The 25,658-nt window shown below is 58.9% G+C and carries 19 protein-coding genes; 15 read left to right on the top strand and 4 right to left on the bottom strand.

The genetic code is table 11. The features are described from left to right. Positions 1-252: 252 nt before the first annotated feature. A complete protein-coding gene (locus FEM03_RS03755; RefSeq protein ID WP_138084835.1) occupies positions 253-993 on the bottom strand; it encodes an outer membrane lipoprotein-sorting protein in 741 nt (246 codons plus the stop codon). A gap of 111 nt (positions 994-1,104) precedes the next feature. Here FEM03_RS03755 and FEM03_RS03750 point away from each other — a divergent pair, with 111 nt between their 5' ends. From FEM03_RS03750 to FEM03_RS03700, 11 genes are all read left to right on the top strand, one after another. Beyond that, positions 1,105-2,154 (top strand): glycosyltransferase family 39 protein, encoded by a 1,050-nt coding sequence (locus FEM03_RS03750; RefSeq protein ID WP_138084834.1) that lies wholly within the window; start codon positions 1,105-1,107, stop codon positions 2,152-2,154. Between the two features lie 73 nt (positions 2,155-2,227). Next, positions 2,228-2,941 (top strand): glycosyltransferase family 2 protein, encoded by a 714-nt coding sequence (locus FEM03_RS03745; RefSeq protein WP_138084833.1) that lies wholly within the window; start codon positions 2,228-2,230, stop codon positions 2,939-2,941. Between the two features lie 98 nt (positions 2,942-3,039). Then, the gene (locus FEM03_RS03740) at positions 3,040-3,975 is read left to right on the top strand and encodes a hypothetical protein (RefSeq protein ID WP_138084832.1); all 936 of its coding nucleotides are present in this window, start codon (positions 3,040-3,042) and stop codon (positions 3,973-3,975) included. Between the two features lie 406 nt (positions 3,976-4,381). Then, a complete protein-coding gene (locus tag FEM03_RS03735; RefSeq protein ID WP_138084831.1) occupies positions 4,382-4,642 on the top strand; it encodes a hypothetical protein in 261 nt (86 codons plus the stop codon). 138 nt (positions 4,643-4,780) lie between these two features. Next, complete coding sequence (locus FEM03_RS03730) at positions 4,781-5,173, top strand: hypothetical protein (protein WP_138084830.1); 393 nt, start codon at positions 4,781-4,783, stop codon at positions 5,171-5,173. Positions 5,174-5,344: 171 nt separating this feature from the next. Further along, the gene (gene hsdR, locus FEM03_RS03725) at positions 5,345-7,735 is read left to right on the top strand and encodes an EcoAI/FtnUII family type I restriction enzme subunit R (RefSeq protein ID WP_138084829.1); all 2,391 of its coding nucleotides are present in this window, start codon (positions 5,345-5,347) and stop codon (positions 7,733-7,735) included. A 5-nt stretch (positions 7,736-7,740) separates the two neighbouring features. Further along, complete coding sequence (locus tag FEM03_RS03720; protein ID WP_138084828.1) at positions 7,741-8,613, top strand: FRG domain-containing protein; 873 nt, start codon at positions 7,741-7,743, stop codon at positions 8,611-8,613. A gap of 2 nt (positions 8,614-8,615) precedes the next feature. Further along, positions 8,616-10,097, top strand: coding sequence for a type I restriction-modification system subunit M (locus FEM03_RS03715; protein WP_138084827.1), 1,482 nt, complete (start codon positions 8,616-8,618; stop codon positions 10,095-10,097). Next, complete coding sequence (locus FEM03_RS03710) at positions 10,094-11,758, top strand: restriction endonuclease subunit S (protein WP_138084826.1); 1,665 nt, start codon at positions 10,094-10,096, stop codon at positions 11,756-11,758. Before FEM03_RS03715 ends, FEM03_RS03710 begins: the two co-directional genes overlap by 4 nt. Positions 11,759-11,779: 21 nt before the next feature. Beyond that, positions 11,780-12,880, top strand: a complete 1,101-nt coding sequence (locus FEM03_RS03705; protein WP_138084825.1) for a DUF4268 domain-containing protein — start codon at positions 11,780-11,782, stop codon at positions 12,878-12,880. 79 nt (positions 12,881-12,959) lie between these two features. After that, positions 12,960-13,262 (top strand): hypothetical protein, encoded by a 303-nt coding sequence (locus tag FEM03_RS03700; RefSeq protein ID WP_138084824.1) that lies wholly within the window; start codon positions 12,960-12,962, stop codon positions 13,260-13,262. Positions 13,263-13,450: 188 nt separating this feature from the next. Here the strand turns inward: FEM03_RS03700 and FEM03_RS03695 are convergent, their stop codons facing one another. Continuing rightward, positions 13,451-14,410: a LamG-like jellyroll fold domain-containing protein gene (locus tag FEM03_RS03695; RefSeq protein WP_206170845.1), complete on the bottom strand. Its 960-nt coding sequence runs from the start codon at positions 14,408-14,410 to the stop codon at positions 13,451-13,453. A gap of 238 nt (positions 14,411-14,648) precedes the next feature. On the opposite strand from FEM03_RS03695, the gene FEM03_RS03690 reads away from it, so the two are divergent. Next, positions 14,649-19,811 (top strand): autotransporter-associated beta strand repeat-containing protein, encoded by a 5,163-nt coding sequence (locus FEM03_RS03690; protein WP_138084822.1) that lies wholly within the window; start codon positions 14,649-14,651, stop codon positions 19,809-19,811. A 73-nt stretch (positions 19,812-19,884) separates the two neighbouring features. Here the strand turns inward: FEM03_RS03690 and FEM03_RS03685 are convergent, their stop codons facing one another. After that, complete coding sequence (locus tag FEM03_RS03685; RefSeq protein ID WP_166442603.1) at positions 19,885-20,652, bottom strand: PEP-CTERM sorting domain-containing protein; 768 nt, start codon at positions 20,650-20,652, stop codon at positions 19,885-19,887. Between the two features lie 106 nt (positions 20,653-20,758). Continuing rightward, a complete protein-coding gene (locus tag FEM03_RS03680; RefSeq protein WP_138084820.1) occupies positions 20,759-21,712 on the bottom strand; it encodes an amidohydrolase family protein in 954 nt (317 codons plus the stop codon). 175 nt (positions 21,713-21,887) lie between these two features. On the opposite strand from FEM03_RS03680, the gene FEM03_RS03675 reads away from it, so the two are divergent. From FEM03_RS03675 to FEM03_RS03665, 3 genes are all read left to right on the top strand, one after another. Beyond that, positions 21,888-23,198 (top strand): TolC family protein, encoded by a 1,311-nt coding sequence (locus tag FEM03_RS03675; protein ID WP_138084819.1) that lies wholly within the window; start codon positions 21,888-21,890, stop codon positions 23,196-23,198. Between the two features lie 204 nt (positions 23,199-23,402). Further along, the gene (locus FEM03_RS03670) at positions 23,403-24,611 is read left to right on the top strand and encodes an efflux RND transporter periplasmic adaptor subunit (protein WP_138084818.1); all 1,209 of its coding nucleotides are present in this window, start codon (positions 23,403-23,405) and stop codon (positions 24,609-24,611) included. An 87-nt stretch (positions 24,612-24,698) separates the two neighbouring features. Continuing rightward, positions 24,699-25,439, top strand: coding sequence for an ABC transporter ATP-binding protein (locus FEM03_RS03665; RefSeq protein ID WP_138084817.1), 741 nt, complete (start codon positions 24,699-24,701; stop codon positions 25,437-25,439). The last annotated feature ends 219 nt before the right edge of the window (positions 25,440-25,658 follow it).

Below are 25,658 nucleotides of genomic sequence, written 5' to 3'. Positions count from 1 at the left end.
CCACAGTTGGACTGTTCGATTTCAAGTTTGGCCCAAGGCTCGATGTCATCGCTTCCGCTCATCTCCAGCTTATACCGGCAAAATCCCGGGCAGCCCAATTATTTAAGTTGTGTGTAACAACGAGGGCACCGCCCCAGGTCTCCCCAACAATCTCCCCGAGCCCTGAAGGGGCGCCCCAATCTCCACGCTCCCAACCTTCCGCAAAACCCAATCCCACGCCTCAATCACTTCCATCAACCCCCCCGCAGGCGGTCACTTCGGATCATCAATATCCATATACGTCCTTCCATTCACCTTCCCCGACGCTGGATCATGCGACTCCACCTGCATCTGCTTCAAAATCCACGCCTTCTTATACCGCTGCCCCTTCTTCACCGAAAACGACTTCACCTTTTTCGCCGACCGGTCATGCGCCTCCATCTTCGCGATCGCCCCGCTGTCCTTGTGAACCCACACGTCCACCGTGTGATACGGCCCGCGCCGATCCGGATTCACCACCCGCACCACCCAGCAATTCATCGAACTCACCGTCGCCGACCCCATCACCTTCGCCCCCGGCCAATACAAAAACCGCATCGACAAGTCTTCATAATTCACCGACGTCCCCCGCACCGGCGTCCCATACGCCCCTTCCGCCACCGCCGCATTCTTCCCACCCACCGACCGGTTCAGCTTCGTCCCCCCCGCCGCCAGATCCAGCTCAATCACCTCCACCGGATTCTTGAACGAAAACAAAATTTTCCCACCCGCCATCGTCAGTTCAAAAGGATGTTTCACCCCGTCATCCGGCACATCATTGCGCAACCTGCCCGTCAGCTTCGGCAATTCCTGCATCGCCTGACTCATCCTCACCATCTCCAAAACCTTGTTCCCATCAGGAAACGGCTCCTGCGCACCCGCCATCCCACCTCCCAACAAAAACAAAACCACAAAACCCAACCCCGCAGCAAACCGCTGCTTGAGTGAAACCGATAAACAGATAGAAGAGAACATGGCAGAGATAATATCGTAAACTAGGCCCACCTTTGACCGCACGCATCCTCCATTTACTCAAATGAAATTGATCTTGCAGAACCCCTGCCCCCCACTTCTGCAAAAACGCCCATGAACCGCCAGCCCTACCTCCTGCCCGCCCTCCTGCTCCTCACGCTGGCGCGCTTCCTCGCCCTTGACGTCATTCCCGTCGCCGCCATCGAAACCCACGCCCTTGCCTGCGCCCACGCCTTCGACTTCTGGCACACCGCCCTCGGCCCCATCATCCCCCTGCTCGCCAAGATCAGCACCAGCATCTTTGGCGAAGCCCCCTTCGGCATCCGCTTCTTCTCCCCCCTGCTCATCCTCGGTGCCAGCCTTTTGCTGTGGAACCTCACCCACAGCCTCTTCGACAAAACCACCGCCTCCTGGACCCTCGTCTTCTTCAACCTCATCCCGGCCGTCAACCTCGCCGCCATCACCCTCACCCCCACCACCCTCGGCATCTTCACCAGCATCGTCGTCCTCGCCTCCATGCGTGTGGCCCTCCATAGTCAGCACCCATGGCATCAACCTTGGTGGCTGCTCGGACTCGCCCTCGTCGTCGCCGCCATGGTCGACTGGCGACTCTCCACCCTCACCCTCGCCGCCCTCACCACCCTGCTCCTCACCGGTCGCGGCCGCCGATCCCTCCTTCGCTGGCCCATCCTCCCCATCCTCATCGGCTGTCTCGGCTTCGCCCTCACCCTCTTCATCGCCTGGAACTCCGAACACCACTGGGCCGCCTTCCAATCCCTCCCTCCCGATCCCCATCACACCCTCACCCGCTCTTTCTTCCAAATCCTCCTTCTCTACTCCCCTCTGCTGCTCCCCGCCATCGCCTGGGCCTACATGATCTCCACCGCCCGCAAGCCCATGGAGAACCCCGTCGGCTTCCTGGGTGCCTTCAGCCTCACCCTCATTGCCCTCGACGCCATCATCTGGCACAAAACTCCCTTCCCCCAAGCCGCCTTCAGCACCTGGCTCGCCCCCGCCATCATCCTCCTCGCCCATCAAACCCTGCACGCCGACACCGTCCGCCCCCGCCTCATGTTCGTCGCCCGCACCCTCGTCCTGTTCACCGCCGCCCTCACCACCTTCCTCCTCCTCAGCCCCCCGATCCGCACCACCGTCGGCCTCTGACCCCCCTTTATCCTTTCGCCTTTAGCCCTTATCCTTTCGATCTTATCCTTTAGCCTTTAGCCTTTAGCCTTTCATGATCTCCGTCATCGTCCCTCTCTACAACGAAGAAGACAACGTCCCCGAAATGCAGCAGCAACTCGCCGCCGCCCTCACGAATTACTCCCACGAAATCATCCTCGTCGACGACGGCAGCACCGACCAAACCTCCGCCCGCGTCGCCCTCACTCCCGGCACCCGCCTCATCCGCTTTGAGAAAAATGCCGGTCAAAGCGCCGCCATGTATGTCGGCATCATGGCTGCCCAAGGCGAAGTCATCGTCATGCTCGACGGCGACCTCCAAAACGACCCCGCCGACATCCCCCAGCTCGTCGAAAAACTCAAGGAAGGCCCTGGCTACGATCTCGTCTGCGGCTACCGCGCCAAACGCAAAGACACGCCCTTCAAACGTCTCCAAAGCCGCATCGCCAACGCCGTCCGCAGTCGCTTTATCGGCGACGGTGTGCGCGACACCGGTTGCTCTCTCAAAGCCCTCCGCCGCGAAGCCCGTCAGGCCCTCATGCCCTTCAACGGAATGCACCGATTCATCCCCGCCTTCATCCGCCGCGCCGGTTATCGCATCACCGAAATCCCCGTCAATCACCGACCCCGCATCCACGGCGTCAGCAAATACCATTTCCTCAACCGCGCCTTCCGCGCCACCCGCGACATGTTCGGCGTCAGCTGGTTTCTCACCCGCCAGCTCAACCTCCAAAACCTCACCCGACACGAGACCACCTCCCAAAACTAAAAAATATTTTTCTCTCCGCACTTTCCGTTGTGTAATCCCCGCTTTCTGCTTTCAATGCCTTTGCAGCAACTCCCTCATCTGCCAATGCCAACCCAACCATGAGCCTTCGCGACCAACTGCGCGACATATTGCCGCAAATCCTGCCCTCCGATCCCGCGGAGGCCATCAAAGGCACCGAACTCATCCGACTCGTCCGCTTCCGGCTCGGCGACGAATATTCCGACGCCACCCTCCGTTACCATTTTTCCATTCTTTCCTACGACACCTCCAGCCCCATCGCCAAAGTCGACCAGGGCCAGGGATACTACTTCCGCATCAGCAAACCCGACACCCGTTCCGAGCCCACCCAAGGCCTGTTCCCCACCCCCGAAGCCCATCCGCAAGAATCCACCCGCTTCGCCCGCTTCCGCGCCATCGTCGAGCGCCACTCCCTCCACGCCTCCCGCTATCCCTTTCCCCTTCATCAGCAAAACACCAGCAGCTGGGAAATCCCCGATCTGATCATCACCGACTGGGACTTCGAAACCGACCAGGACGAAATCCCCCGGCTCGACGAAACCCTCCTCAACATCAAACGTCACCTCGGCGTCTCCGCGCTCGCCCTCACCGGTGCCCAGCTCAAACTCAGCACCAGCTTCGCAACCTGCAACGCCGATTTCTTCCAGACCCTCAGCGCCACCCGCTGGGCCAACCACGGCGAACTCCTCCTTGCCGAGAAAGTCAGTGACGAAGCCCTTGTCGACATCCTCCGCACCCTTGGTCATCAATACGGCGTCGGCATCGCCAGCCTCGGCATCGACCTCACCCTTCTCGACGAACTCCCCGGCCCCGACGGCATCCGTCGCATGAGCGCCGCCGAATTCGAATCCCTCCAAACCCTCCTAAAGCCTCAGCGCATCTCCGTCGGCACCCACCGCACCCATCTCGACTGGCCCCACCTCTCTTCCCTGAAGAAAAAGCACCAAGGCATCCAGTCCCTCCTCACCTGGCTAAACGACTCCCTAGCCACCCGCCAACCCACCTGGCCCTCGTAACATAGGCTTTCAGCCTGTGCGTCGAATAGGCTTTCAGCCTGTTCCCCAAAAATCGGACCACCGATGTCCCATCGGTCAAACACCCGACCCATCAACCAAAGCCAATCGGACCTCCGACGTCCCGTGCGGCCTAATTTCATTCTTCCCCCCGTGACATAGGCTTGCAGCCTGTGCGTCGAATAGGCTTTCAGCCTGTTCCCCAAAAACTCGGACCACCGATGCACCATCGGTCACCCCCCATCAACCAACGCCAATCGGACCACCGACGTTCCGTCGGTCAAAACAAATGTCCCAAAAACCAACGGTAGGGATGCGCTAAGTCGCGTCCGAAACCATTCATTTCCAACGACTCCCCGGCCCCAATCAAGTCCCCAATCCATCAGCATCTTCGTTCCTTTCTATCTCAATGCCTTCGTGCAAAAACCAAACCGCCCGCCTTCACCACAAACCCGCTCACACCACCACGAACTCCAAGTCGATGACCCATCGGCCCTCCATCGGACCACCGACGTTTCGTCGGCCAATCAATCCTCTCCAGTCGCCCACCATGGAGCGCCGACGTGTCGTCGGCTTACCCTCCCCCTTCAGTCCCTTCAGTCGGATACCACCCATGGAGCGCCGACGTGTCGTCGGCCTGCAATCCCCTTCAATCGGACCACCGACGTGACGTCGGTCATCCCCCCCCTCAACCCCAGCGTCTCCCAAATCGGACTACCGACGTTCCGTCGGTCACCAGCCCACCTCCAACCCCCCACTTCGATATCCCCTCACCCACATCCAAAATTCGTTCGATTACATAGGCAATTTGATCGCTGACATCAAAAATCCGACCACTTACAGTCGCAAACCGAGCACTTACATCGCCAAAATAGTCACATGCAGCAGCAAAACGATCAAATGCACTGGCAAAACGCCCACTTACACTGACAATCCGACCACTGACATCAGCAAATCACTCGCTGACAATCAAAAACTGACCGCTTACATTCAAATTCCGGTCGCGTGCCGTAAAAAACCAGCCGCTTACATCAAAAATCCGACCGCGTGCATTCACAAACCAACCGCTTACATCGCCAAACCGGACACTTACAGTGAAAAACTGACCGCGTGCAGCGGCAAACTGACCGCTTACACTGAAATTTTGTCCACATGCAGAAAAATTCTCGTCTCGATGCCCACCCATTCTAAAATCCAATAAAACCATTGCACGCCCCTGTCATCCCTCTGCATAATCACCAACGGTTTACCCCATCCTCTCCCATTCCTTATCCTTGCTCATCTTCAACCTCTCAGAAGCGCTTCTTAACACACATCATCGCAAACACACACCTTCCTCTGACCACCCGCGCCTCGACCCAGCTTCTGTAGCATGAATAAGAAAGCCCTCACCGAGACGGATATTCGCACCAAGTTCATCACGCCCGCATTGATCGGAGCGAATGCCGATAAGTGGGATCTGATGACTCAAATCCGCGAGGAGGCCTACTTCACTAAAGGACGCGTCATCGTCCGTGGAAAAACCGTGAACCGTGGCAAAGCCAAAAAGGCTGACTACATCCTTTCCTACAAACCCAACCTTCCCCTCGCCGTCGTCGAAGCCAAAGACAACAACCACTCGGTCGGTGCCGGCATGCAACAAGCCTTGGAATACGCCGAGATTCTGGACGTCCCCTTTGCCTACAGCTCCAACGGCGACGCCTTTCTCGAACACGACCGCACGGTTACCACGGGCACCGTCACCCGGGAAATTCCGCTCGATCAGTTTCCTTCACCGGATGAACTTTGGGCTCGCTACGGTGCAGCCGAAGGCTGGACAGACGCCCAAAAACAAATTACCACTCAAGACTACTATGACGACGGCTCGCGGAAATCGCCGCGATACTACCAGTTGATCGCCATCAACCGCACTGTGGAGGCCATCGCTCGCGGAGAGAACCGACTTCTCCTCGTCATGGCCACCGGCACTGGGAAGACCTACACCGCCTTCCAAATTATCTGGCGCTTATGGAAATCCGGCGCCAAAAAGCGCATCCTGTTTTTGGTGGATCGCAACATCCTCGCCGACCAAACCAAAACGAACGACTTCAAGCCCTTCGGTCAGGCCATGACCAAGATCACCAATCGCACGGTGGACAAGTCCTTCGAGATCTATCTATGCCTCTACCAGGCAGTCACCGGTAACGAGGAAGACCAGAACATTTATAAACAGTTCTCCGCCGATTTCTTTGATCTCGTCATCATCGACGAGTGTCATCGCGGCAGCGCCGCAGACGACGCCCGCTGGCGGCAGGTGCTCGAATATTTTTCTTCTGCCACTCAGATCGGTCTCACCGCCACTCCAAAAGAGACTCGGGAGGTCTCCAACATCGAATACTTCGGCGAGCCCATCTACACCTACTCCCTCCGCCAAGGCATCTCCGATGGCTTTCTCGCCCCCTACAAAGTCGTGCGCATCGGTCTAGACAAAGATCTCGATGGCTGGCGACCCGAAGATGGCCAGATCGACAAACACGGTCAGGTCATCGAAGATCGCGAATACAACGACCGCGATTTCGACCGCAACCTCATCCTCGAACAACGCACCTCGCTGGTCGCCACCAAAGTCTCCGACTTCCTTCGTGCTACGGATCGTTTCGCCAAGACCATCATCTTCTGCGAAAACATCGACCACGCCGAACGCATGCGTCAGGCCATGGTCAACGCCAATCCCGATCTCGCCTCCGCCAATGCGAAATACGTCATGCGCATCACTGGCGATAATGACGAAGGTAAGGCGCAGCTCGACCACTTCATCGACCCCGAGTCCACCTATCCCGTCATCGCCTGCACCTCACGGCTCATGAGCACCGGCGTCGATGCCCAAACCTGCCACCTCATTGTTTTGGATCGACGCATCGCCTCCATGACGGAGTTCAAGCAGATCATTGGGCGCGGCACCCGCATCAACGAAGACTACGACAAGTTCTTCTTCACCATCATGGATTTTCGACGCGCCACCGCGCTGTTTGCCGATCCCACTTTTGATGGCGATCCCGTGCAAATCTACGAACCCGGTCCAGATGATCCGCCAGTGCCGCCCGACGAATCGGATGCCTCTCTCGATGATGAAACCGTGATCCGCGAAGATCCGACCTCCTACGATGCCCAAAATTCCGACGGGCTCGATGACCACCCCGACGGCACCCCCAATGCTCGCACCCGCTACTTCGTCCATGATGTCCCTGTCAGCGTCGCCGTCGAAAGAGTTCAATACCTCGACGAAAATGGACGCCTCATCACCGAATCCCTCACCGATTACACCCGCAAAGCCGTCCTGAAAAACTACGCATCACTCAACGACTTCCTCACCGTCTGGAACGATGCAGAGAAGAAGCAGGTCATCCTCGAAGAACTCGCCAGCCAAGGTGTCTTCCTCGACGAACTGGCAGAACAAGTGGGCCGCGATTATGACGCCTTCGACCTCGTTTGCCACATCGCTTTCGACCAACCACCCCTCACGCGCAGAGAGCGCGCCGATGAAGTCAAAAAGCGCAACGTCTTCGGCAAATATGGAGACAAAGCCAAAGCCGTTCTCGATGCCCTGCTTCAGAAGTATGCCGATAGCGGTCTCGCAAGCGTGGAGTCCCTCGACATCCTAAAAGTGGACCCTCTCACCTCGTATGGCACCCCCATGGAAATCGTGAAACTGTTCGGCGGCAAACCTGCCTATCTTACTGCCATTCATGATCTGGAAACGGAACTTTACCGGAGTGCAGCATAATCAATATGATGACAGTTGGTCAAAGGCCGCTCTGGTCATTTATCGGAGGAGAGACCCGTGCTGTAAAAGTCGACAATTCGACAATCCGAAAGGAACCACCATACGATGTCGGTTTCTATAAAGAGTTGGCACAAAAAATTGCCGAGCTGCAATTTCGCAATCCTAGTTATGTTCTGCTTTTCCGGGGTCAAGGAACTGATTATCGTGACGAAAAAGGATCAATGCTACGTCCGAATATTTTTCGAACCCCTGCTCAAGAACAGCCTGGTCAACACAACGAACGGGTCAGTCGCCGCCTAAAACGCTTGAAAGCAGCTGAAGATTTCTTAGTTAAGCACTACAGGATGGAGGTTGATCGACTAGGGAATACTTTTGTCACCCGTTACCAAATTGTTCGGTGGTCAATCATTCAACACTACGAAATCTGCCGCACTCCCTTGTTAGACGTAAGTCATTCGCTTCGAATATCCACCTCATTTGCTGTCGCCAATGATGACTCCGACAAAGCCTATTTGTTCGTTTTGGCAGTCCCTCATATCAGCGGGGCTGTGACTGTGTGTGCTGAGGAAGGGTTGCAGACCGTTCGCCTTGCATCGGTCTGCCCCCCCAGTGCCATTCGTCCGCATCTCCAAGAAGGATATCTCCTAGGCGAATATCCTGAAATTGAAAACTTTGATCAAAAACATCATTATCGCGTAGCCGAAGTTGACTTTGGAAAACGTTTAGTCGCGAAATTCAGCTTCAATCCACAAACATTTTGGGATTCTGACTTCCCCAGAGTTCCATCGTCGGCACTATATCCGGCCGTCGATCCACTGCTTGGTTTTGCTGAGCAAATCAAAGCTCACGCTCAATCTCTGCACCCATCGCGGGTCTAATCATGCCCAACGTCTCCAACCTCGTCAAAACCATTCAGGACATCATGCGCAAGGACGCCGGAACTTACGGCGACGCACAACGCCTCGAACAGCTCGGCTGGATGTTCTTCCTCAAAATCTTTGATGACCGCGAACAGGAAATGGAACTCTTGCGCGACCATTATAAATCCCCGCTGCCACAGCATTTGCGCTGGTCCACCTGGGCCAAAAACGAGGAGGGCATCACTGGCGAGGCGCTGCTCGATTTCATCAACAACACCCTCCTTCCCAAGCTCAAGAACCTCACCAGCGGCGGCGACAAAATTACGACCCTCATCCGCACCGCCTTCGAGGACGCCAACAACTACATGAAGAACGGCACGTTGATGCGCCAGGTCATCAACAAGATTAATGGCATCGACTTCAATGCCTCCGATGACCGCCACATGTTCGGCGACATCTACGAAAAGCTCCTTAAGGACCTGCAATCCGCAGGCAACTCTGGGGAATTCTACACCCCACGCGCCGTCACCCAGTTCATCGTCGAACAGGTCAATCCCCGCCTCGGCGAAACGGTCCTCGATCCTGCATGCGGCACTGGTGGCTTCCTCGTCTGCGCCATCGAACATCTTCGCAAGCAGGTCAAAACCGAAGCTGACGAGCGTATCATCCAGGACTGCTTCGCTGGCATCGAGAAGAAGCACCTCCCGCACGTGCTGTGCATGACCAACCTCCTCCTCCACGGCATCGACATCCCCTCCAACGTCCGTCACGATAACACCCTCGCCCGTCCATTGCGCGACTGGGGTCCAAAGGAGCGCGTCGACGTCATCGTCACCAACCCCCCGTTTGGAGGCATGGAGGAGGACGGCATTGAATCCAACTATCCCGCCGAGTTCCGCACCCGCGAGACCGCCGACCTCTTCCTAGTGCTCCTCATGAAAATCCTCAAGCCCGGCGGCCGCGCCGGACTCGTGCTGCCCGACGGAACACTCTTTGGAGAAGGCGTCAAAACCCGCATCAAGGAAGCCCTCCTCACCGAGTGCAACCTCCACACCATCGTCCGCCTGCCCAACGGCGTCTTTAATCCCTACACCAGCATCCGCACCAACCTCCTCTTCTTCACCAAAGGCACGCCCACCAAGGAAGTCTGGTATTACGAGCACCCCTATCCCCCCGGCGCCAAAAGCTACAACAAAGGCAAACCCATCCGCATCGAAGAATTCGAAGCCGAACGCACCTGGTGGGGCAAACCCGACAAAAAAGGCCTCTACAGCAAACGCGAAGAAAACGAACAAGCCTGGCGCGTCTCCATCGACACCATCAAGGCCGGCAACTTCAACCTCGACCTCAAAAACCCACACAGCCCAGACACCGGCCCCGGCGACGTGGACCACCTCCTCCCCGAATACGAAAAGCTCCTCGCCCAGATTGCCGCCACTCGCGCCAAGCTGAAACAGGACCTCCACCATGCCCTCAACGCCACCGCCGGGACTGTCGAATGAAGCTGGAAACGTTTTTCAACAAGTTCGACCAGTTTGCTGACGCCCCGAACGCGGTGGTGAAGATGCGTGAACTGGTGCGACACTTGGCAGTGACGGGGACTCTCGTCGAACAAGATGAAAGCGACGAATCAGCCTTGGCTTTGCTCGATAAGATTGCTGCTTACAAAACAGCGTTGTCAAAGAAAGGAAAATTGCGCGGACCGACCACCGTCTCTCCGATGTCCACAGATACGAACACTCGCGTGCTTCCATTGTCTTGGACGTGGGTGCGCTTCGGCGAGATCATGGTTAACCGAGACGGGGAGCGTATTCCGGTCAGCAAAGAGGAACGCACTACGAAAGCGAAGACTTACGACTACTACGGTGCGTCTGGAGTCATTGACAAGATTGACGGCTATCTTTTTGATAAACCACTGCTTCTAATTGGCGAAGACGGGGCGAACCTCATCAACCGCTCGACGCCCATAGCGTTCATGGCACGAGGCCTCTATTGGGTGAACAATCACGCCCATGTTCTCGACGGAATATCCGAAGATTTCCTCCGCTACATCGAGCTCCACATCAACGCAATTAATCTTGAGCCCTACGTCACTGGATCCGCACAGCCGAAGATGAATCAGGCGAAGATGAACAGCATCCCCATCGCCCTTCCACCCCTCGCCGAGCAGAAGCGGATCGTGGCGAAGGTGGATGAGTTGATGGCGTTGTGTGATCGGCTGGAGGCGCTGCAGGAGGAACGGGAGACGCGACACGCCACGCTCGCCCGCGCGTCGCTAGCCCGCTTTGCCGAAGCACCCACCCCGGCCAACCTTGACTGGATCTTCCATCCGTCCTACCCCATCCCCCCCGCCGACCTCCGCAAAGCCATCCTCACCCTCGCCGTCCAAGGCAAACTCGTCCCCCAAGACCCCAACGACGAACCGGCAGAGCTTGCGCTTCAAACGTGTGGCGTTGACACGCAGCGGTGGGTTGTCGCGAGAACGGAGAAAAGACAGGATGTCCCGAGTTCGTGGACTTGGCTTAGGTTCGCAGGAGTCGGCGAACAGCGGCTAGGGAAGATGCTTGATGTGCAAAAGAATCGCGGAGTGTCGAAACCCTATCTTAGAAACACCAACGTGCAATGGATGCGCTTCGAACTCGATGACATTAAGGAGATGCGCGTTGAAGAAAGGGAGGAAGACGAACTTCGCCTGAAACATGGAGACCTGCTGATTTGCGAAGGTGGCGAACCCGGTCGCTGTGCCATTTGGCGAGACGACGCACCAGAAATGTATTTTCAGAAGGCCCTTCACCGCGTCCGCCCGTGCGATGAAATCCTGTCCGAGTTTTTGGCGTTGAACCTGCAAATTGACTGCCGAAACGAAGTGCTCGCGGGGTATTTCACGGGTGCAACAATCAAGCATCTCACCGGACGTTCCCTACGCGCCTATCCAATCCCCATCCCTCCCCTCGCCGAACAGCGCCGGATCGTCGCCAAAGTGGAGCAACTGATGGCCTTGGTGGACGCGTTGGAAACGCAACTCGCCGCCTCCCGAGCCACCGCCGCCAACCTCCTCTCCGCCCTCGTCGCGGAACTCACCGGCACGACCAACCACAGTTCCGTAACACCTTCGTCTACCTCCAGCACCGGCAAACGTGGGCGTCCGCGCAAATCATCATAGCCCCTCATCATCCGCCCCATCATGCCACTCTACGAAATGACTTCCGATGCCTTCCTGCCGCTCGCCCGGGCATCGTTCGCCAACCTTAAGGTTCGTGAGCGCGACGACTTGCAACGGCTCCTGCGCACCCAGATTGATGTGCTCGGCGACGATCTCTATGTCCTTACCGAAGAGTTCGGCGACTGGGACGAAAGCCGCCGTCGCATTGACCTGCTTGCCATCGACACCCTGGCAAACCTTGTCGTTGTCGAACTCAAACGCACCAACGATGGCGGCCACATGGAACTCCAGGCCATCCGCTATGCCAGCATGGTTTCCGCCATGACCTTTGACCGCGCCGAGCAGATTCACGCCAACTTTCTCTCCCGCATCGGCCAGCCAGCCGATGAAGCCAGAACGCGCATGCTCGACTTCCTCGGCTGGGAAAATCCCGAAGAGGAATCCTTCGCACCCGATGTGCGCATCGTGCTCGTCTCCGAAGATTTTGGCAAGGAACTCACCACCGCTGTTCTCTGGCTTCGCGAGCGGGACATCGACATCCGCTGCGTGCGGCTGCGTCCCTACCTCGACGCCGGTAAACACTTGATCGACGTGCAGCAAATCATCCCTCTTCCTGAAGCCAACGAGTATCAGGTGCAGCTTCGAGAAAAGGAGCAGGTTGACCGCAAAAGACGGGTGGGACGGCACGACGAGCGCCTGAAATTCTGGGAAACACTCATCGCCATGGCGCGCACCCGCCAGACCCGGCACGCGCATCGCAAACCAGGAACCGCCGGCTACCTCAGCGCAACATCCGGAGTCGCTGGCCTGAGTTTTAACTACGCGATCGGCCTGCAAACCGCCAGCACCGAACTTTACATTGATCGTGGGAACGAACTTGAGAACAAAAGCATCTTCGAACAACTGCTTGCCCGCAAAGATGAGATCGAGGCAACCTTTGGCGCACCTCTTTTGTGGGAACCTCTTGAGACAAAACGTGCCTGTAGAATCAAGGACACCATCGAACGCGGCGGCTATCGCAGTCCCGAGTCCGAATGGACCATGATTCAATCAAGCATGATCGATAGCATGATCAAACTCGAGGCAGCACTAAAACCGGGACTTTCGGCACTAGGAATTTAAATATAAGTAGCCTCACCGAATCGCCGACCAAACCACGACCCCGCCTCCTGCCGGACAACCCAGCCTGGCCGGATTCGGCATGACCGCCGCCTTGCTGAGCGCCATGGACTCCGCCGTGACCCAATACGACCTCGTGAAAGACGCCCCACGCGGTGCCCAGGTTTCCATTTCCCAATCCACCGACGCCGTCGAAGTCGCCTTCAAGAAACTCGATGATCACTTCGAATGGTCATTGGATAAGTTGATGCAGCAGTTCATCATTGCTGAACCCGTCTTCATCCAGGGTTACAAAAACGCCCGCGCCATCCTCGATATCGGCGTGCGCCACGAACCCGTGGAGGAGCCAACTCTTACTCCTCCTCCTACTACTCCCAATCCTTAACTGCCCAAGATCCTCCCTCAATGGGGGATCACACCGGCGGGTCAGTTCATCGTCGTTAAACGAACGACCCGCTTTCATAGGCATCCTACCTGCCGGGAGTCAGCAAAGCCTGAGCCTCAAGGCAATTGCGGTTTTAACCCTCTCAACCCCGCCGCCGTCGCTTGCCCAGAAGTCTGCAATAGACGACCTCACCCGCGCCGCCGCCACATCATCCCCATCAACCCTGCCATCATCAGCAACACCATCCTGCCGGGCTCGGGCACCACGCGAAGGAAGTCATTGGTCACCAGCAATGAATCCGAAAACCGCACCTCATCAATCCACCCGTCAAACCCACGTCCGCCACCGCCGCCGCCGATGAAAAACAGGCCACCGTTATACACCAGGTCCTGCACCCCGTCAGCACTGAGAACCCCGGTGCCCACCTGCACATAATCCACGAACAAGCGCACACGGTTTTCCGAATCATCATAAGTCATCGCCACGTGATGCCATCCATCGCCCAAACCCGTCGCCGCTGAAGAAATCGAGCCCGATGAACCAAAAGATTGATTCTGCCCCGAACCCATCCCACCCGACGACTCGAGAACTTGATGATCAATCCTTGCCCGCAAGGTCATATTCGTAGGTTCAGTCACCCCCGAATGCCCCGACGGGTTCGAATCCATCAGCCAGGTCGATCCCGAATTGCGCTCTTTCCCTACAATACTCGCAAACTGAATCTGACTTTCCACCCGCACAAATGCCTCAATGGTAAAATTCGCTGGTTCCAACAACGCCGAGGACGCCAGCGTCACCCGGCCACCTGCATTCGTCTGAAAATTCCCACCGGCCACCCCCGGATTCTCAAACTTCAACGACGTCGTGTTGTTGGCATTCACCACCGCCCCACCAATCCCCGCCGTAATGATCGGCCCCACCGTGACGCCGCTGTAGGTTGGTGTCGCCGCCCCGCCACCACCATAATTACCCGCCGTTCCCGTCAACCCGTTCGCCCCAGAATCGGCAACTGCAGCAGCGGTCGTCCCGGCGGTTCCCTCCATCTGGTAATACAAAACCGTCGCCCCCTGCGCTCCACTCATACCAATTCCCAATCCGAAGCAGAAGCCCAAGCCCATACCAATGCAGAGCCCGGTCACCGAAACCATTTCCGTCCATGATTTTTTCCTAAACGTCGAAACGGGAGCTTTCATCATCACAGTGTATTTACGTCGAAAACTCATGTAAATATCAAAATTCCTCCCCACCACCATCACCGCCCTCTCATTCCAAACACCTTACCTGTCACGCCACGTTTTTATCATCGAACCCGTCAATTGATCACGGGAGTTCTAAAGAACATGCCGTATTGACACCGCCAACCGATTCCGATAGCCTCAACGTTCCATGATTGCGTCCACCTCCAACAACTCCCCCTGCCCCAACGCTTTCGCCGTCCGCTTTTTCCTTGGCCTTTTCCTCTCGCTGCCTTTTCTCCCCACCACCACTGAAGGTGCCAATGCCAGCTGGATTGGCGGCACCGGCACTCAGGCCTGGGACAACGTTGCCAACTGGGCACCTGGCATTCCCGGAGCCAACCCCGGCACCACCAATGCGGACATCGCCACCTTCAACACCGCCACCACCGGCACGCTGGTCACTATTGATGCCGGTCGCAATATCGGCAGTCTGAGGTTTTCGACGGGAGCCTCCGGCTCTTACACCATCGGCAGCGCGGGCATCAACCTCGGCGAAACCCTTCGTCTCAGCAGCGGGGGATCAATCGTCATGGACGCCGGCGTCACTTCTCCCGTCACCATCAACGCCCCCCTCATCATTGAGCCCACCAGCGCCACCGGCAATGGCACCTACACCTTCACCAACAACTCTGCCTCCGCGGATGCCGATCCCAACACCTACAAAATGATCCTCAATGGTGGCATCAGCGGCGGCACCACCACCGGAACGATCACCCTCAACTTCACCGGGTCCGCTGGAAATCGCAGCAACGACAACTCTGGCAACCTCATCAACGGACTCATCTCCAATGGCGGTGCGTCCAGCCTGGCGCTCAACATCACCGGCCTCAGCAACCAACGCGGCGTCTGGAGAATTACCAATGATGCCAACTCCTTCACCGGCAACGTCGCCATCAATACCGGCACCCTCCTTTTTACCAGCATCGCCAACATCGGCCAGAACAGCTCCTTGGGCGCTGGCAATGCCGTCACCCTCGGATCAGGCATCCACTTAAAATACGTCGGCACCAGCAACCAGACCACCAACCGCACCATCACGGGAGGCGGGGCATTCTACAACAATACCGGCGGAACCACCCTCACCCTCACCGGAGCGGTGGGCAGCGGCATCACCTATCGTGGAGGCGGCAATTTTGACATTCAAGGGCTGATCACCGGCACCAGCGGCATTTCCCGCACTGACCCAGGCACTGTCTTCCTCAACAACGACAACAACTCCTTTAGCGGCGACGTCGGCATCTCCGACGGTGCTTTCCGTGGAGCCACCCTTTCCAACAACGGCACCGACGCCGCATCCAACTCCGCGTTTGGCAGAAATGGCCGCATCCTCTTCGGCCAGGGCAGCAGCACCACCGGCCGACTCGAATACACCGGCGTCACCACCAGCACCGACCGCCTCGTCGTCATGCGCAACGACGCCGCGGGAAACACCGGACGCGGTGTCATCGACGTCTTCACTGCCGGCGAAACCCTCACCTTCACCAACGACGTCCGCGTGGGAAGTGCCGCCGCCGCCAACATCGCCGAACTCACCCTGCGCGGCTCTGGCAACGGTGTCATCCAGGGCCAGATTGGCGGCACCACCGGCAACGCCGCCGCCGTGGCCAGCCTCCGACTCTTCAAGTCCGGCACCGGCACCTGGACCCTGACCTCCGCCAACACCTACACCCGCGAAACCAACATCAACGCCGGCGTCCTCAACATCCAGGACAGCAACGCCCTGGGTGCCGTTCTCTCCAACGAAACCACCCCCACCGCCGTCGGTGCCGGAACAACGGTGGCCAGCGGAGCCACCCTTCAACTTCAGAACAACATCTCCGTCGGTGCCGAAGCCCTCTCCCTCAACGGCACCGGAGCCAGCGGTCAAACCGGCGCTCTCGTCAACGTCAGTGGCACCAACAACTTCGGCGGCGCTCTTTCCCTCGCAGGCAACACCACCATTGCCTCCGACAGCGGCCGACTCAACCTCACCAACACCACCGCCATCGCTGGCACCAGTCGCACCCTCACCCTCGCCGGTGCAGGAGACGGCAGCCTCGCCGCCCCGCTCGAAAGCGCCGCCATCAGCACCCTCACCAAAAATGGCACCGGACTCTGGACCGTCTCCGGAGCCAACACCTACACCGGCACCACCACCGTCAACGCCGGCATCCTCAACGTCACCGGCTCCCTCGCCAACACCGCCGTCAACGTCAACAACACCGCCACCTTCGCCCACATCGGCACGGTCGGCTCCACCACCATCGCCAATGGCGGATCCCTCCTCGTCGGCAACGCCGAAGTCCCCGGCTCTACCGGCACCCTGGGCATCAACGGCAACCTCATCCTCAACCAAAATTCCGCCCTGATCATGGATCTCGGCACCGCCAGCGATCTCATCAACGTCACCGGCGACCTCACCCTCGACGGCATCGCCCGCATCAGCCCCGGAGCCGGATTCACCGCTGGCAGCTACCGCCTCATCGACTACACCGGATCTCTGACCGACAACGTCCTCACCGCCCAGGTTATTGCCGGTTACGACCTCTCCGTGGACACCACCATCGCCAACCAGGTCAATCTTCTCGCCAACGCCATCACCGCCGCTCAGTATTGGGACGGCGTCAACACCACTGCCAACGGCATCGTCGACGGCGGCCCCGGCATCTGGACCAACGCCACCACCAACTTCACCAGCGCCGACGGCACCACCAACACCAGCTGGGCCGCTGCCACCGAAAAAATCGCCATCTTCGCCGGAGCCGCCGGTGGCACCGTCCAGGTTCAGGACGACATTGAAGTCAACGGCCTCCAGTTCGCGCAAAATTACGCCCTCACCGACGCAGGCGGAGAACTCCAAATCGCCAACGCCGCCACCGAAGTCCGCATCAACCTCAACACCACCGCCGACATCTCCGCCGCCATCACTGGCGCAGGCGGCATCAACAAAACCGGCGACGGCACCCTGCTCTTTTCCGCCCCCGCCGGCACCCACACCTACGCAGGCCCCACCCGCATCACTTCCGGCATCCTCAAAGCAGGCGTCGACAACGCCCTGCCCACCAACACCGCTGTCATCGTCGGCGGCAACGTCAGCGCGGTTGGGGTTGCCACCACCGACAGCACCTTCGATCTGAGCACCGCCAGCCAGCAAGTCTCCAGTCTCACCCTCACCGGCAACAACACCACTCTTGCCAGCAACGTCATCATTGGAAGTGGCGAAACCCTTACCGTCACCGGCACCGGCGGACTCATCACCGGCGTTGCCAACTCCGCCAAAAACACCACCCTCGCCAACTTCACCGGGGGCGGCAATCTCGTCGTCAACAACGCAACCGCCAACGTTGAGCTCGGACTTCAAACGGCGACCAGCTTCATCCCCGGCATGACCGAGTCCGTCCCACCCGCACCACCCATCAATTTCGACGACGGCAGCAACCGCAACACCACCACCACCGACTTCACCCAGCTCGGCTCCCTCACCGCCACCGTCAACGAATTCCGCGTCGGCCACGGACTCAACAACTCCAGCACCGTCCTCCTTTCCAACACCGCCAACACCATCACCGCAGAAGTCGTCCAACTCAGCAACAGCGCCGGCTGGAATGCGGGCACCGCCACGGTGGTCCTCGGCACCGGCACCAATGTCATCAATACCGATCTTCTCAACATCGGCACCTCCAAAGGCGTCGCCACCCTCCGCTTCGCCTCCCAAACCGCTGGCAGCCCCGGTTCCGTCGTCATCGGCGGCAAGGACAGTGCCGAAGTGGACATCATCATCGGCAGCAGCCAGGGCACCAACACCGGAGCCACCCCGACGGGGACCCTCGATCTGCGCGGACACGACGCCACCGTTGTCGCCGACAGCGTCCTGGTCGGTCACCGTGACAACGCCGGCGGCGGCGGTTCCAGCGGCACTATCCATTTCTCCCAAGGAACTTTCTCCGCGAACTCCGTCACCCTCGGCTTCATGTCGGGCAATGCGCTCGGCACCGCCAACGGCGTTCTCAATCTCAGCGGCGGCACCTTCACTGTGAATGACACCTTCACGCTCGCCACCTTCAACAACACCATCGTCAGCCCTGCCACCACTGCGGCCGGCAACGCCCGTGCCACCGTCAACATCACCGGCGGCACCCTCATCTCCAACACCGACATCCTTGAAGGCGGCGGAACCAATGCCACGGCCACCAACACCATCAGCACCATCAACCTCAATGGCGGCACCCTCGACATGACCGGCCACTCCATCGGCGACGCCACCAACACCATCAACGTCCTCACCCTCGCCTCCGGTGCCCTCAAAGACGTCGCGGAAATCAATGGAGGAGGCGACATCGAGAAGACCACCGGCGGAACCCTCACCCTGCTCGGCAACAACACCTACACCGGCAACACCACCATCACCGCAGGCATCCTCCGCGTCGGCGACGGCGGTGACAACGGCACCCTCGGCACCGGAGGCGATGTCATCAACAACGCCACCCTCGCCCTCAACCGCAACAACCTCCTCACCGTCGCCAACAACATCAGCGGCAGCGGCGTTCTCAACCAAACCGGCACCGGCACCAGCGTCCTCTCCGGCACCAACACCTACATCGGTCTCACCACCGTCAGCGCAGGCACCCTCCTTGCCAACAACGACTACCTCGGCACCAACTCCGCCACCGGCAGCAACGACGTCAGCGTCACCACCGGTGCCACCTTTGGCGGCAATGGCTTCATCGAGGGCGACGTCACCATCGGCAGCGGTGCCTTCTTCTCCCCCGGCGGCAACACCGAAACCGTCACTGCCGCCGTCACCGGACTGTCCACCGACACCGGCACCATGCGCATCCTCGGCCATCTCAGCCTCAACAGCGGGGCCACCATGAATCTCGACCTCAAAACCAACGGCAGCCACGGGCTCACCGCCACCTTCGATCCCGCGACCAACCGCCTCACCAGCGTCACCGGCACCTCACTCGATGGCGGCAATGACCGCGTCATCATCGAAGGCGACCTCATCCTCGATCCCAACGCCACCATCAGCCTCACCCTCGGCTCCGGCTACACCCCCAACTATCGGGACGTCTTTGACCTCATGGATTGGGTGGGCACCATCCCCCTTGGTTTCTACGGCGATGCCTCCGGCATCCGCACCGGCAACGACAACGATCTTTACTCCCTCGACCTTCCGGACCTCAGCGCTTACAACAGCGAATGGTTCTGGGACGTCTCCCAATTCGGCACCACCGGCGTCGTCGCCATCGTTCCTGAACCCGGTCGCATGCTCCTGCTCGCCGCCGCCCTCATCGGTTTCACCCTCCGACGCCGCCGCGCCCTCAGGTAGCCTGAGCTCAAAGCCAGGCAAGCCCGGCACGCTTCGTCCATGCATGCCCTCAACAGGACCCCGTGTCAAAACCTCACCCCCGCCGCCGCCCCATCACCCCCATCAGCCCTGCCATCATCAGCAAGACCATCCTCCCAGGCTCCGGCACCACTCCTGTCGACAACGCAAAAAACGCCATCTCTCCTGTCGCCGAGTTCGTCCCTACCGCACCTGCAGTGTAGGAAAAGCTCGTCACCGTCTTCATCGAATCCACCGGCACCAGATAAGCAAACGCCGACCAGGTTTGCGCCGCCCCATCGGGAGTAAACGTCCCGGTGGAATAAACATTCGCCCGCCCCACATTGAACAACTCATTGGGCGATCCGCTCACAGGCGACACCCCCCAGTCCAACACGTGGGCACTTCCAATCAGGGTCGTCGCATCGCTGTAGGTCACCGTGTAATTCAGCATCAACCCCGCGTTGTTGTTTCCCACCGAAGCCACAAACGCCAGGAAGTCATACTGACCATCCACCACATCAAACACCGAAACCGCACTCGCCGAAGTCGTCTTGCGCACCTGATTGTCCGCATACGAACCCAGCTGAAACTGCACCGTCCCTCCCATGCCAAGATAGGACTCAAAATTGTGGGAATAAGCACCCGTAGACACCAGTCCAAGCGGTGTCGTCGCCTGCAAACCATTCTCGTAAAAATACCTTGAACCAAAACTCCCGTTTACCGCTGGCGACCCATCATTTTCATAGACAATGTCCGTGTTATAAAATCCCGAAGGCGCCGCCACTGACTGCCACACCACGGCTGCCCCGGCCTCCTGCTGCGGGCACATGAGCCCCAGCATTCCAAGCAGAACTATCCATGAACACCTCATCAACCCAGTTCTAAACCCCAAACGACTCATTACGCAACTTCGAACTAATGCCTGGCGCTGAAGCCCGGCTCATCCATCACCTCGCCACCCAGCGATAAGCCACCCGCGAGTTCTCCAAGAAATACTTCCGCATCACCGCCTCCCCTTTCTCCGCAAAATACCCCTTCACGATCCCGAACATCTCCGCATAACCCGTCCCCTTGTCCGACACCGGCCAGTTGCTTCCATAAATCACCCGGTCCTCGCCAAAACACTCCCACACCCAATTCAGAATCGGACGGTAAAAATCCAAGTCCGTCCGCGCCTTGCCCCACTCCGCCTTCGTCTGCTCTGGCAAACCCGACACCTTGCAGAACACATTCCCACAAGTCCCCGCCAGCTTCATCCCCTCGCGCCATTCGTCCTTGAGCATCCCCGGATCGCCCGCACTGCCCACGTGATCCACCACGATCCGCAAATCCGGCACCGCCTTCGCCAACTCCGTCGCCTTTAACAACATCGGATGCCCCCCGTTCACATCCAGCGACAACCCCAGCCCCGCCAGCTTCTTCATCCCGCTTACAAACTTCGCCTCGCCCGCAAAATCCGAAAACTTCTTCCCGCTCACCCGAATTCCCCGAAAAATGGGATTTGCCGCAAACCGCTCAAGATTCCCCTCAAAACCCTCCGACATCGGATCCAGATTTCCGACAAACCCCACGATGGATTTCTCCTTCTCCGCCAGATCAAGGATCCACTGATTGTCCTCCACCAACAAACTCGCCTCCACAATCACCGTGTGCGTCACTCCGCACGGTGCCGCCACCTTTTTCCAATCCGCCGGCATCACTGTCCGATACAATGGCGACCCCTTCTGCGGCCAGGGCACCCCGCCTTCGCGCGATGGATCATAAAAATGCGTGTGCGTGTCCACCACCATCTCCGGCATTTTCACCTCGACCCCCTCCGCCCGCATTGACACCCCCAGGACTGCCCCCGCACCCGTCACCAAAAAATCCCGTCGCGATCTCGAAAATAATCGACTTTCCATGTCCAATCCAACGGCATGAAACGCGTCATCCTCCCAGAAAAATTGAATTCCCTGTTCAAAGTTCACGACCAAACACTCTTCATGCTGGTTAAACACCTCAACCTAAGCTCTAATCATTGACCCTGCTCCTGACACTGCCTCTGCTCCTGCTCCTGCTCCGCAGCCAAACCACCACATGACTGCCCTCATCCGCCTCCTCGCTCTCACCATCCTGCTCACTTCCACCGCCGCCCTAGCCCAGCCCCGCCCCTCCTCCGCCCGGCTCATTACCCTGGAGGACGCCTACGACCTCGCCCTCGCCAGCGACCAGTCCATCGCCATTGCCCAACTCGGCATCCAGCAGGCCCAACTCGATCCCGCCCGCGCCTGGGTCAAACTGACCCCCACCATCAGCGCCGATGCCGGGATCTCCGCACGAGACTCCCGCAATGCCGCCGGACGCCGATCCACCAACAGCGGAGGCATCACTCTCAGTCAGCCGATTTTCGATCCCACCTTCTTCCCCGCCCTGCGCCGTGGCAAACTCGCCGTCGCCGCTGCCGGAGCCGACTACCAGCGCCAGATCCGCGAAACCTTATTCGGCGTCGCCCAGGCTTATTACGACGTCCTCACCCAACAGGAAATCGTCGAAGTCGACAAAGAGTCTCTCCGCCTCGCTGCCGAACAACAAGACATCGCCCAGGCGAGGCTCGATGCCGGTGACACCACCCGCTCCGACCCCCTCCGCGCCCAGGTCACCACCGAAACCGCCCGACGCACCCTCATCGAAGACACCAGCACCCTCGAATCCCTGCGCAACATCCTGGCCAACATCCTCAACCTCGACAACGACCTCAACTTCCGCGTCGCCCTCCCGCCCGGTCACAAAACCACCATCCCCCGCTTCGACTACCTCCTGCGCGACGCCCTCACCCAACGCGAAGACATTCGCAGCCAGGACCTTCTCATCCGTCAGAACGACGAACGCATCAAAGAAGTCCGCTCCAGCTACCTCCCCAGCATCTCCGCCAATGTTGATGCCTCCACCAGTGACCAATCCGGCGGCAACCCCCGCTTTGAAAACGACGTTCAGGGCAGCCTCTCCCTCCGCGTCCCCCTCTACAGCGCCGGGCAAAAAGCCATCGACGTCCGCGCCGCCACCCTCGACGCCCAGCAATCCCGACTCCAGCAACAACAGCTCATCAAACAAGTCGAACAGGAAGTCAAAGACGCCTGGCTCGACGCCCGCCGCCTCAGCGAAACCCTCAACATCTTGCGCGTGCAGGTCCAGGCCGCCGAGGTGAGCTACGCCGAACTTCAGGAGCGCTACAAATCCGGCGACGCCGCCAACCTCGATGTCCTGACCGCCCTCAACGAACTCATCACCAGCCGACGCGACCTCACCGTCGAAACCTACCGCCTCCAGCTCTCCCTGCGCAACCTCGAACGCGTCAGCAGCACCTTCCAAACCGACCGCGTCCGCAAGGTTCAATCGCCCACTCCTTAGTTCCACCATGTTGCGAATTTCCAGAGCGCCGAAGTCACGACTTCATTTCAGAGCGCCAAAGGCGCGTCCTCACGACAGCCTGGGGCAGCGCCCCAGGACTGCGATCCACGATGATCTGAGGGCTGAAAGTCCGATCCAAATTCATCAATCTTCCCCGTTCTGCCCTCCGGCCTTCATCCCTCATCCTTCATCCTTCATCCTTTCATGAAAACCTTCATCATCCTCGCCCTCCTCACCGCCTCCGCCGCTGGTGGCGGCTGGTGGTATTACCAAAAGCAGCAGGAGGAACAGGAAATTCGCTACGTCACTTCCATCGTCGAGCGCGACACCATCACCAAACACGTCACCGCCACCGGCATCCTCAACCCCGTCATCAACGTCCAGGTTGGCAGTCAGATCTCCGGCAACATCAAAGAACTCTTTGCCGACTTCAACAGCGACGTTAAAGCCGGACAAGTCGTCGCCCAGCTCGACCCCGCCGTCTACCAGGCCGTCGTCGCCCAGCAGGAAGGCGAAGTCGCCAACGCCAGTGCCAGCCTCGAACTCGCCAAACAAACCGCCAAACGCAAACAGGAACTCTTCGAACGTGCCGCCTCCTCCCAGGCCGACCTCGACAGCGCCATTGCCGAACTCGCCCGCGCCGAAGCCCAGCTCAAAATCCGCACCGCCAACCTCCTCAAAGCGAAAGTCGACCTCGACCGTTGCACGATCTACTCCCCCATCGATGGCACCGTCATCACCCGTGACGTTGACGTCGGCCAGACCGTCGCCGCCAGCATGAGCGCCCCCGTGCTCTTCACCATCGCCAACGACCTCACGAAAATGCAAATCAACGCCGCCGTCGCCGAAATGGACGTCGGCACCGTCAAAGAAAGCCAGAAGGTCGATTTCACCGTCGATGCCTTCCCCTTCGACACCTTCAAAGGCCAGGTCACCCAGGTCCGCAACGCCGCCACCACCGTCAGCAATGTCGTCACCTACGACGTCATCATCACCGTCGACAACAGCGAACTCAAACTCAAACCCGGCATGACCGCCGACGTCAAAATCATCGTCGCCGAAAGCACCGACGCCCTGCGCGTCCCCAACGCCGCCCTGCGCTACCGTCCTCCCGCCCCACCTTCCGAATCCAAAGACGAAAAACCCGGCGAAGCCCGCGGCCCCCGCGGGCCACGTGGCGGATCAGAAGCCCCGAAACAGGCCGTCCCCGAGCGCACCGTCTACCTCCTGCAAAACAACCTCCCCGTCGCCCAATCCGTCAAGATCGGCATCGAAGACGGCATCGGCACCGAAGTCATCGAAGGTCTTACTGAAGGAGCCGAGGTCATCACCGGTCACACCGGCGGCCCCACCCGATCCCTCGCCGACCAACCCAACCCCTTCAGCGGCGGCGGCATGAGAAGACGGATGTAAACCATGAATGATGAATCTCTCGCTCCCCGCCGATGAACATCTTCGCCCATCCCTCCTCATTCATAACTCATTAATCTTAAATCATAAATGCCCCCTGTTCTCCAGCTTGATGCCCTCAGCAAAACCTACACCAGCGGTGATGTCGAAGTGCACGCCGTCAAGCACGTCACCTTGAGCATCAACAAAGGTGAATTCGTCGCCATCATGGGACCCAGCGGCTCCGGCAAATCCAGCATGATGAATCTCCTCGGCTGCCTCGACCGGCCCACCGGCGGCAAATACCTGCTCGATGGCATCAATGTCGCCGAACTCAACCGCAACGAACTCGCCGACATCCGCAACGAAAAAATCGGCTTCGTCTTCCAGGGCTTCAATCTCCTTTCCCGCACCTCCGCCCAGGAAAACATCGAACTGCCCATGATGTATGCGCGCCATCCCAAAAGCGCCAAAGAACAACATCAACTTGCCAAAGCCGCCCTCGACCTCGTCGGCCTCTCCCAACGCGGCGACCACACCCCCAACCAGCTCTCCGGCGGCCAGCAGCAACGCGTCGCCATCGCACGAGCCCTCGTCAACCAGCCCGCCATCCTCCTCGCCGACGAACCCACCGGCAATCTCGACAGCCGCACCAGCATCGAGATCATGGCCCTCTTTCAACAGCTCAACGACCAGGGCATCACCATCATCATGGTCACCCACGAACCCGACATCGCCGAATACTGCAAACGCAACATCGTCATGCGCGACGGCGTCATCGTCGAAGACATCCAGGTCCAAAATCGCCAGCTTGCCACGAAGCAGCTCGAAATCTTCACCGCCCCTCAATAACTTCGCGGTTTACCCGCGCATAACCCCGCATCCCCCGCAACCTACCGGAGAAACGAACGCGCACCCCTCCGTTTACAACCACGCCGGACGCATCCTTTGGCCCAAGGAAATCGCAAGTCATTGGCAGGGCCGGTGACGATACGGAAAGCGGAGGCACCCTGCTGGAGTGCGCAAGGCAGATCCAATCCGAAGATCGCCGCCACTGATGAACGGCGAACA

The sequence above is a fragment of the Phragmitibacter flavus genome (assembly GCF_005780165.1).
Lineage (GTDB): Bacteria > Verrucomicrobiota > Verrucomicrobiia > Verrucomicrobiales > Verrucomicrobiaceae > Phragmitibacter > Phragmitibacter flavus.
Note: the sequence above shows the minus strand (reverse complement) of the source record. Positions and strands in the feature narration are given on the sequence as shown.

What these genes read in the sequence shown, in the direction of transcription:
- FEM03_RS03755 (WP_138084835.1), bottom strand. Translation starts at nt 993, where the DNA reads ATGTTCTCTTCTATCTGTTTATCGGTTTCACTCAAGCAGCGGTTTGCT.
- FEM03_RS03750 (WP_138084834.1), top strand. Translation starts at nt 1,105, where the DNA reads ATGAACCGCCAGCCCTACCTCCTGCCCGCCCTCCTGCTCCTCACGCTG.
- FEM03_RS03745 (WP_138084833.1), top strand. Translation starts at nt 2,228, where the DNA reads ATGATCTCCGTCATCGTCCCTCTCTACAACGAAGAAGACAACGTCCCC.
- FEM03_RS03740 (WP_138084832.1), top strand. Translation starts at nt 3,040, where the DNA reads ATGAGCCTTCGCGACCAACTGCGCGACATATTGCCGCAAATCCTGCCC.
- FEM03_RS03735 (WP_138084831.1), top strand. Translation starts at nt 4,382, where the DNA reads ATGCCTTCGTGCAAAAACCAAACCGCCCGCCTTCACCACAAACCCGCT.
- hsdR (WP_138084829.1), top strand. Translation starts at nt 5,345, where the DNA reads ATGAATAAGAAAGCCCTCACCGAGACGGATATTCGCACCAAGTTCATC.
- FEM03_RS03720 (WP_138084828.1), top strand. Translation starts at nt 7,741, where the DNA reads ATGATGACAGTTGGTCAAAGGCCGCTCTGGTCATTTATCGGAGGAGAG.
- FEM03_RS03715 (WP_138084827.1), top strand. Translation starts at nt 8,616, where the DNA reads ATGCCCAACGTCTCCAACCTCGTCAAAACCATTCAGGACATCATGCGC.
- FEM03_RS03710 (WP_138084826.1), top strand. Translation starts at nt 10,094, where the DNA reads ATGAAGCTGGAAACGTTTTTCAACAAGTTCGACCAGTTTGCTGACGCC.
- FEM03_RS03705 (WP_138084825.1), top strand. Translation starts at nt 11,780, where the DNA reads ATGCCACTCTACGAAATGACTTCCGATGCCTTCCTGCCGCTCGCCCGG.
- FEM03_RS03700 (WP_138084824.1), top strand. Translation starts at nt 12,960, where the DNA reads ATGACCGCCGCCTTGCTGAGCGCCATGGACTCCGCCGTGACCCAATAC.
- FEM03_RS03695 (WP_206170845.1), bottom strand. Translation starts at nt 14,410, where the DNA reads ATGGTTTCGGTGACCGGGCTCTGCATTGGTATGGGCTTGGGCTTCTGC.
- FEM03_RS03690 (WP_138084822.1), top strand. Translation starts at nt 14,649, where the DNA reads ATGATTGCGTCCACCTCCAACAACTCCCCCTGCCCCAACGCTTTCGCC.
- FEM03_RS03685 (WP_166442603.1), bottom strand. Translation starts at nt 20,652, where the DNA reads ATGCTGGGGCTCATGTGCCCGCAGCAGGAGGCCGGGGCAGCCGTGGTG.
- FEM03_RS03680 (WP_138084820.1), bottom strand. Translation starts at nt 21,712, where the DNA reads ATGGAAAGTCGATTATTTTCGAGATCGCGACGGGATTTTTTGGTGACG.
- FEM03_RS03675 (WP_138084819.1), top strand. Translation starts at nt 21,888, where the DNA reads ATGACTGCCCTCATCCGCCTCCTCGCTCTCACCATCCTGCTCACTTCC.
- FEM03_RS03670 (WP_138084818.1), top strand. Translation starts at nt 23,403, where the DNA reads ATGAAAACCTTCATCATCCTCGCCCTCCTCACCGCCTCCGCCGCTGGT.
- FEM03_RS03665 (WP_138084817.1), top strand. Translation starts at nt 24,699, where the DNA reads ATGCCCCCTGTTCTCCAGCTTGATGCCCTCAGCAAAACCTACACCAGC.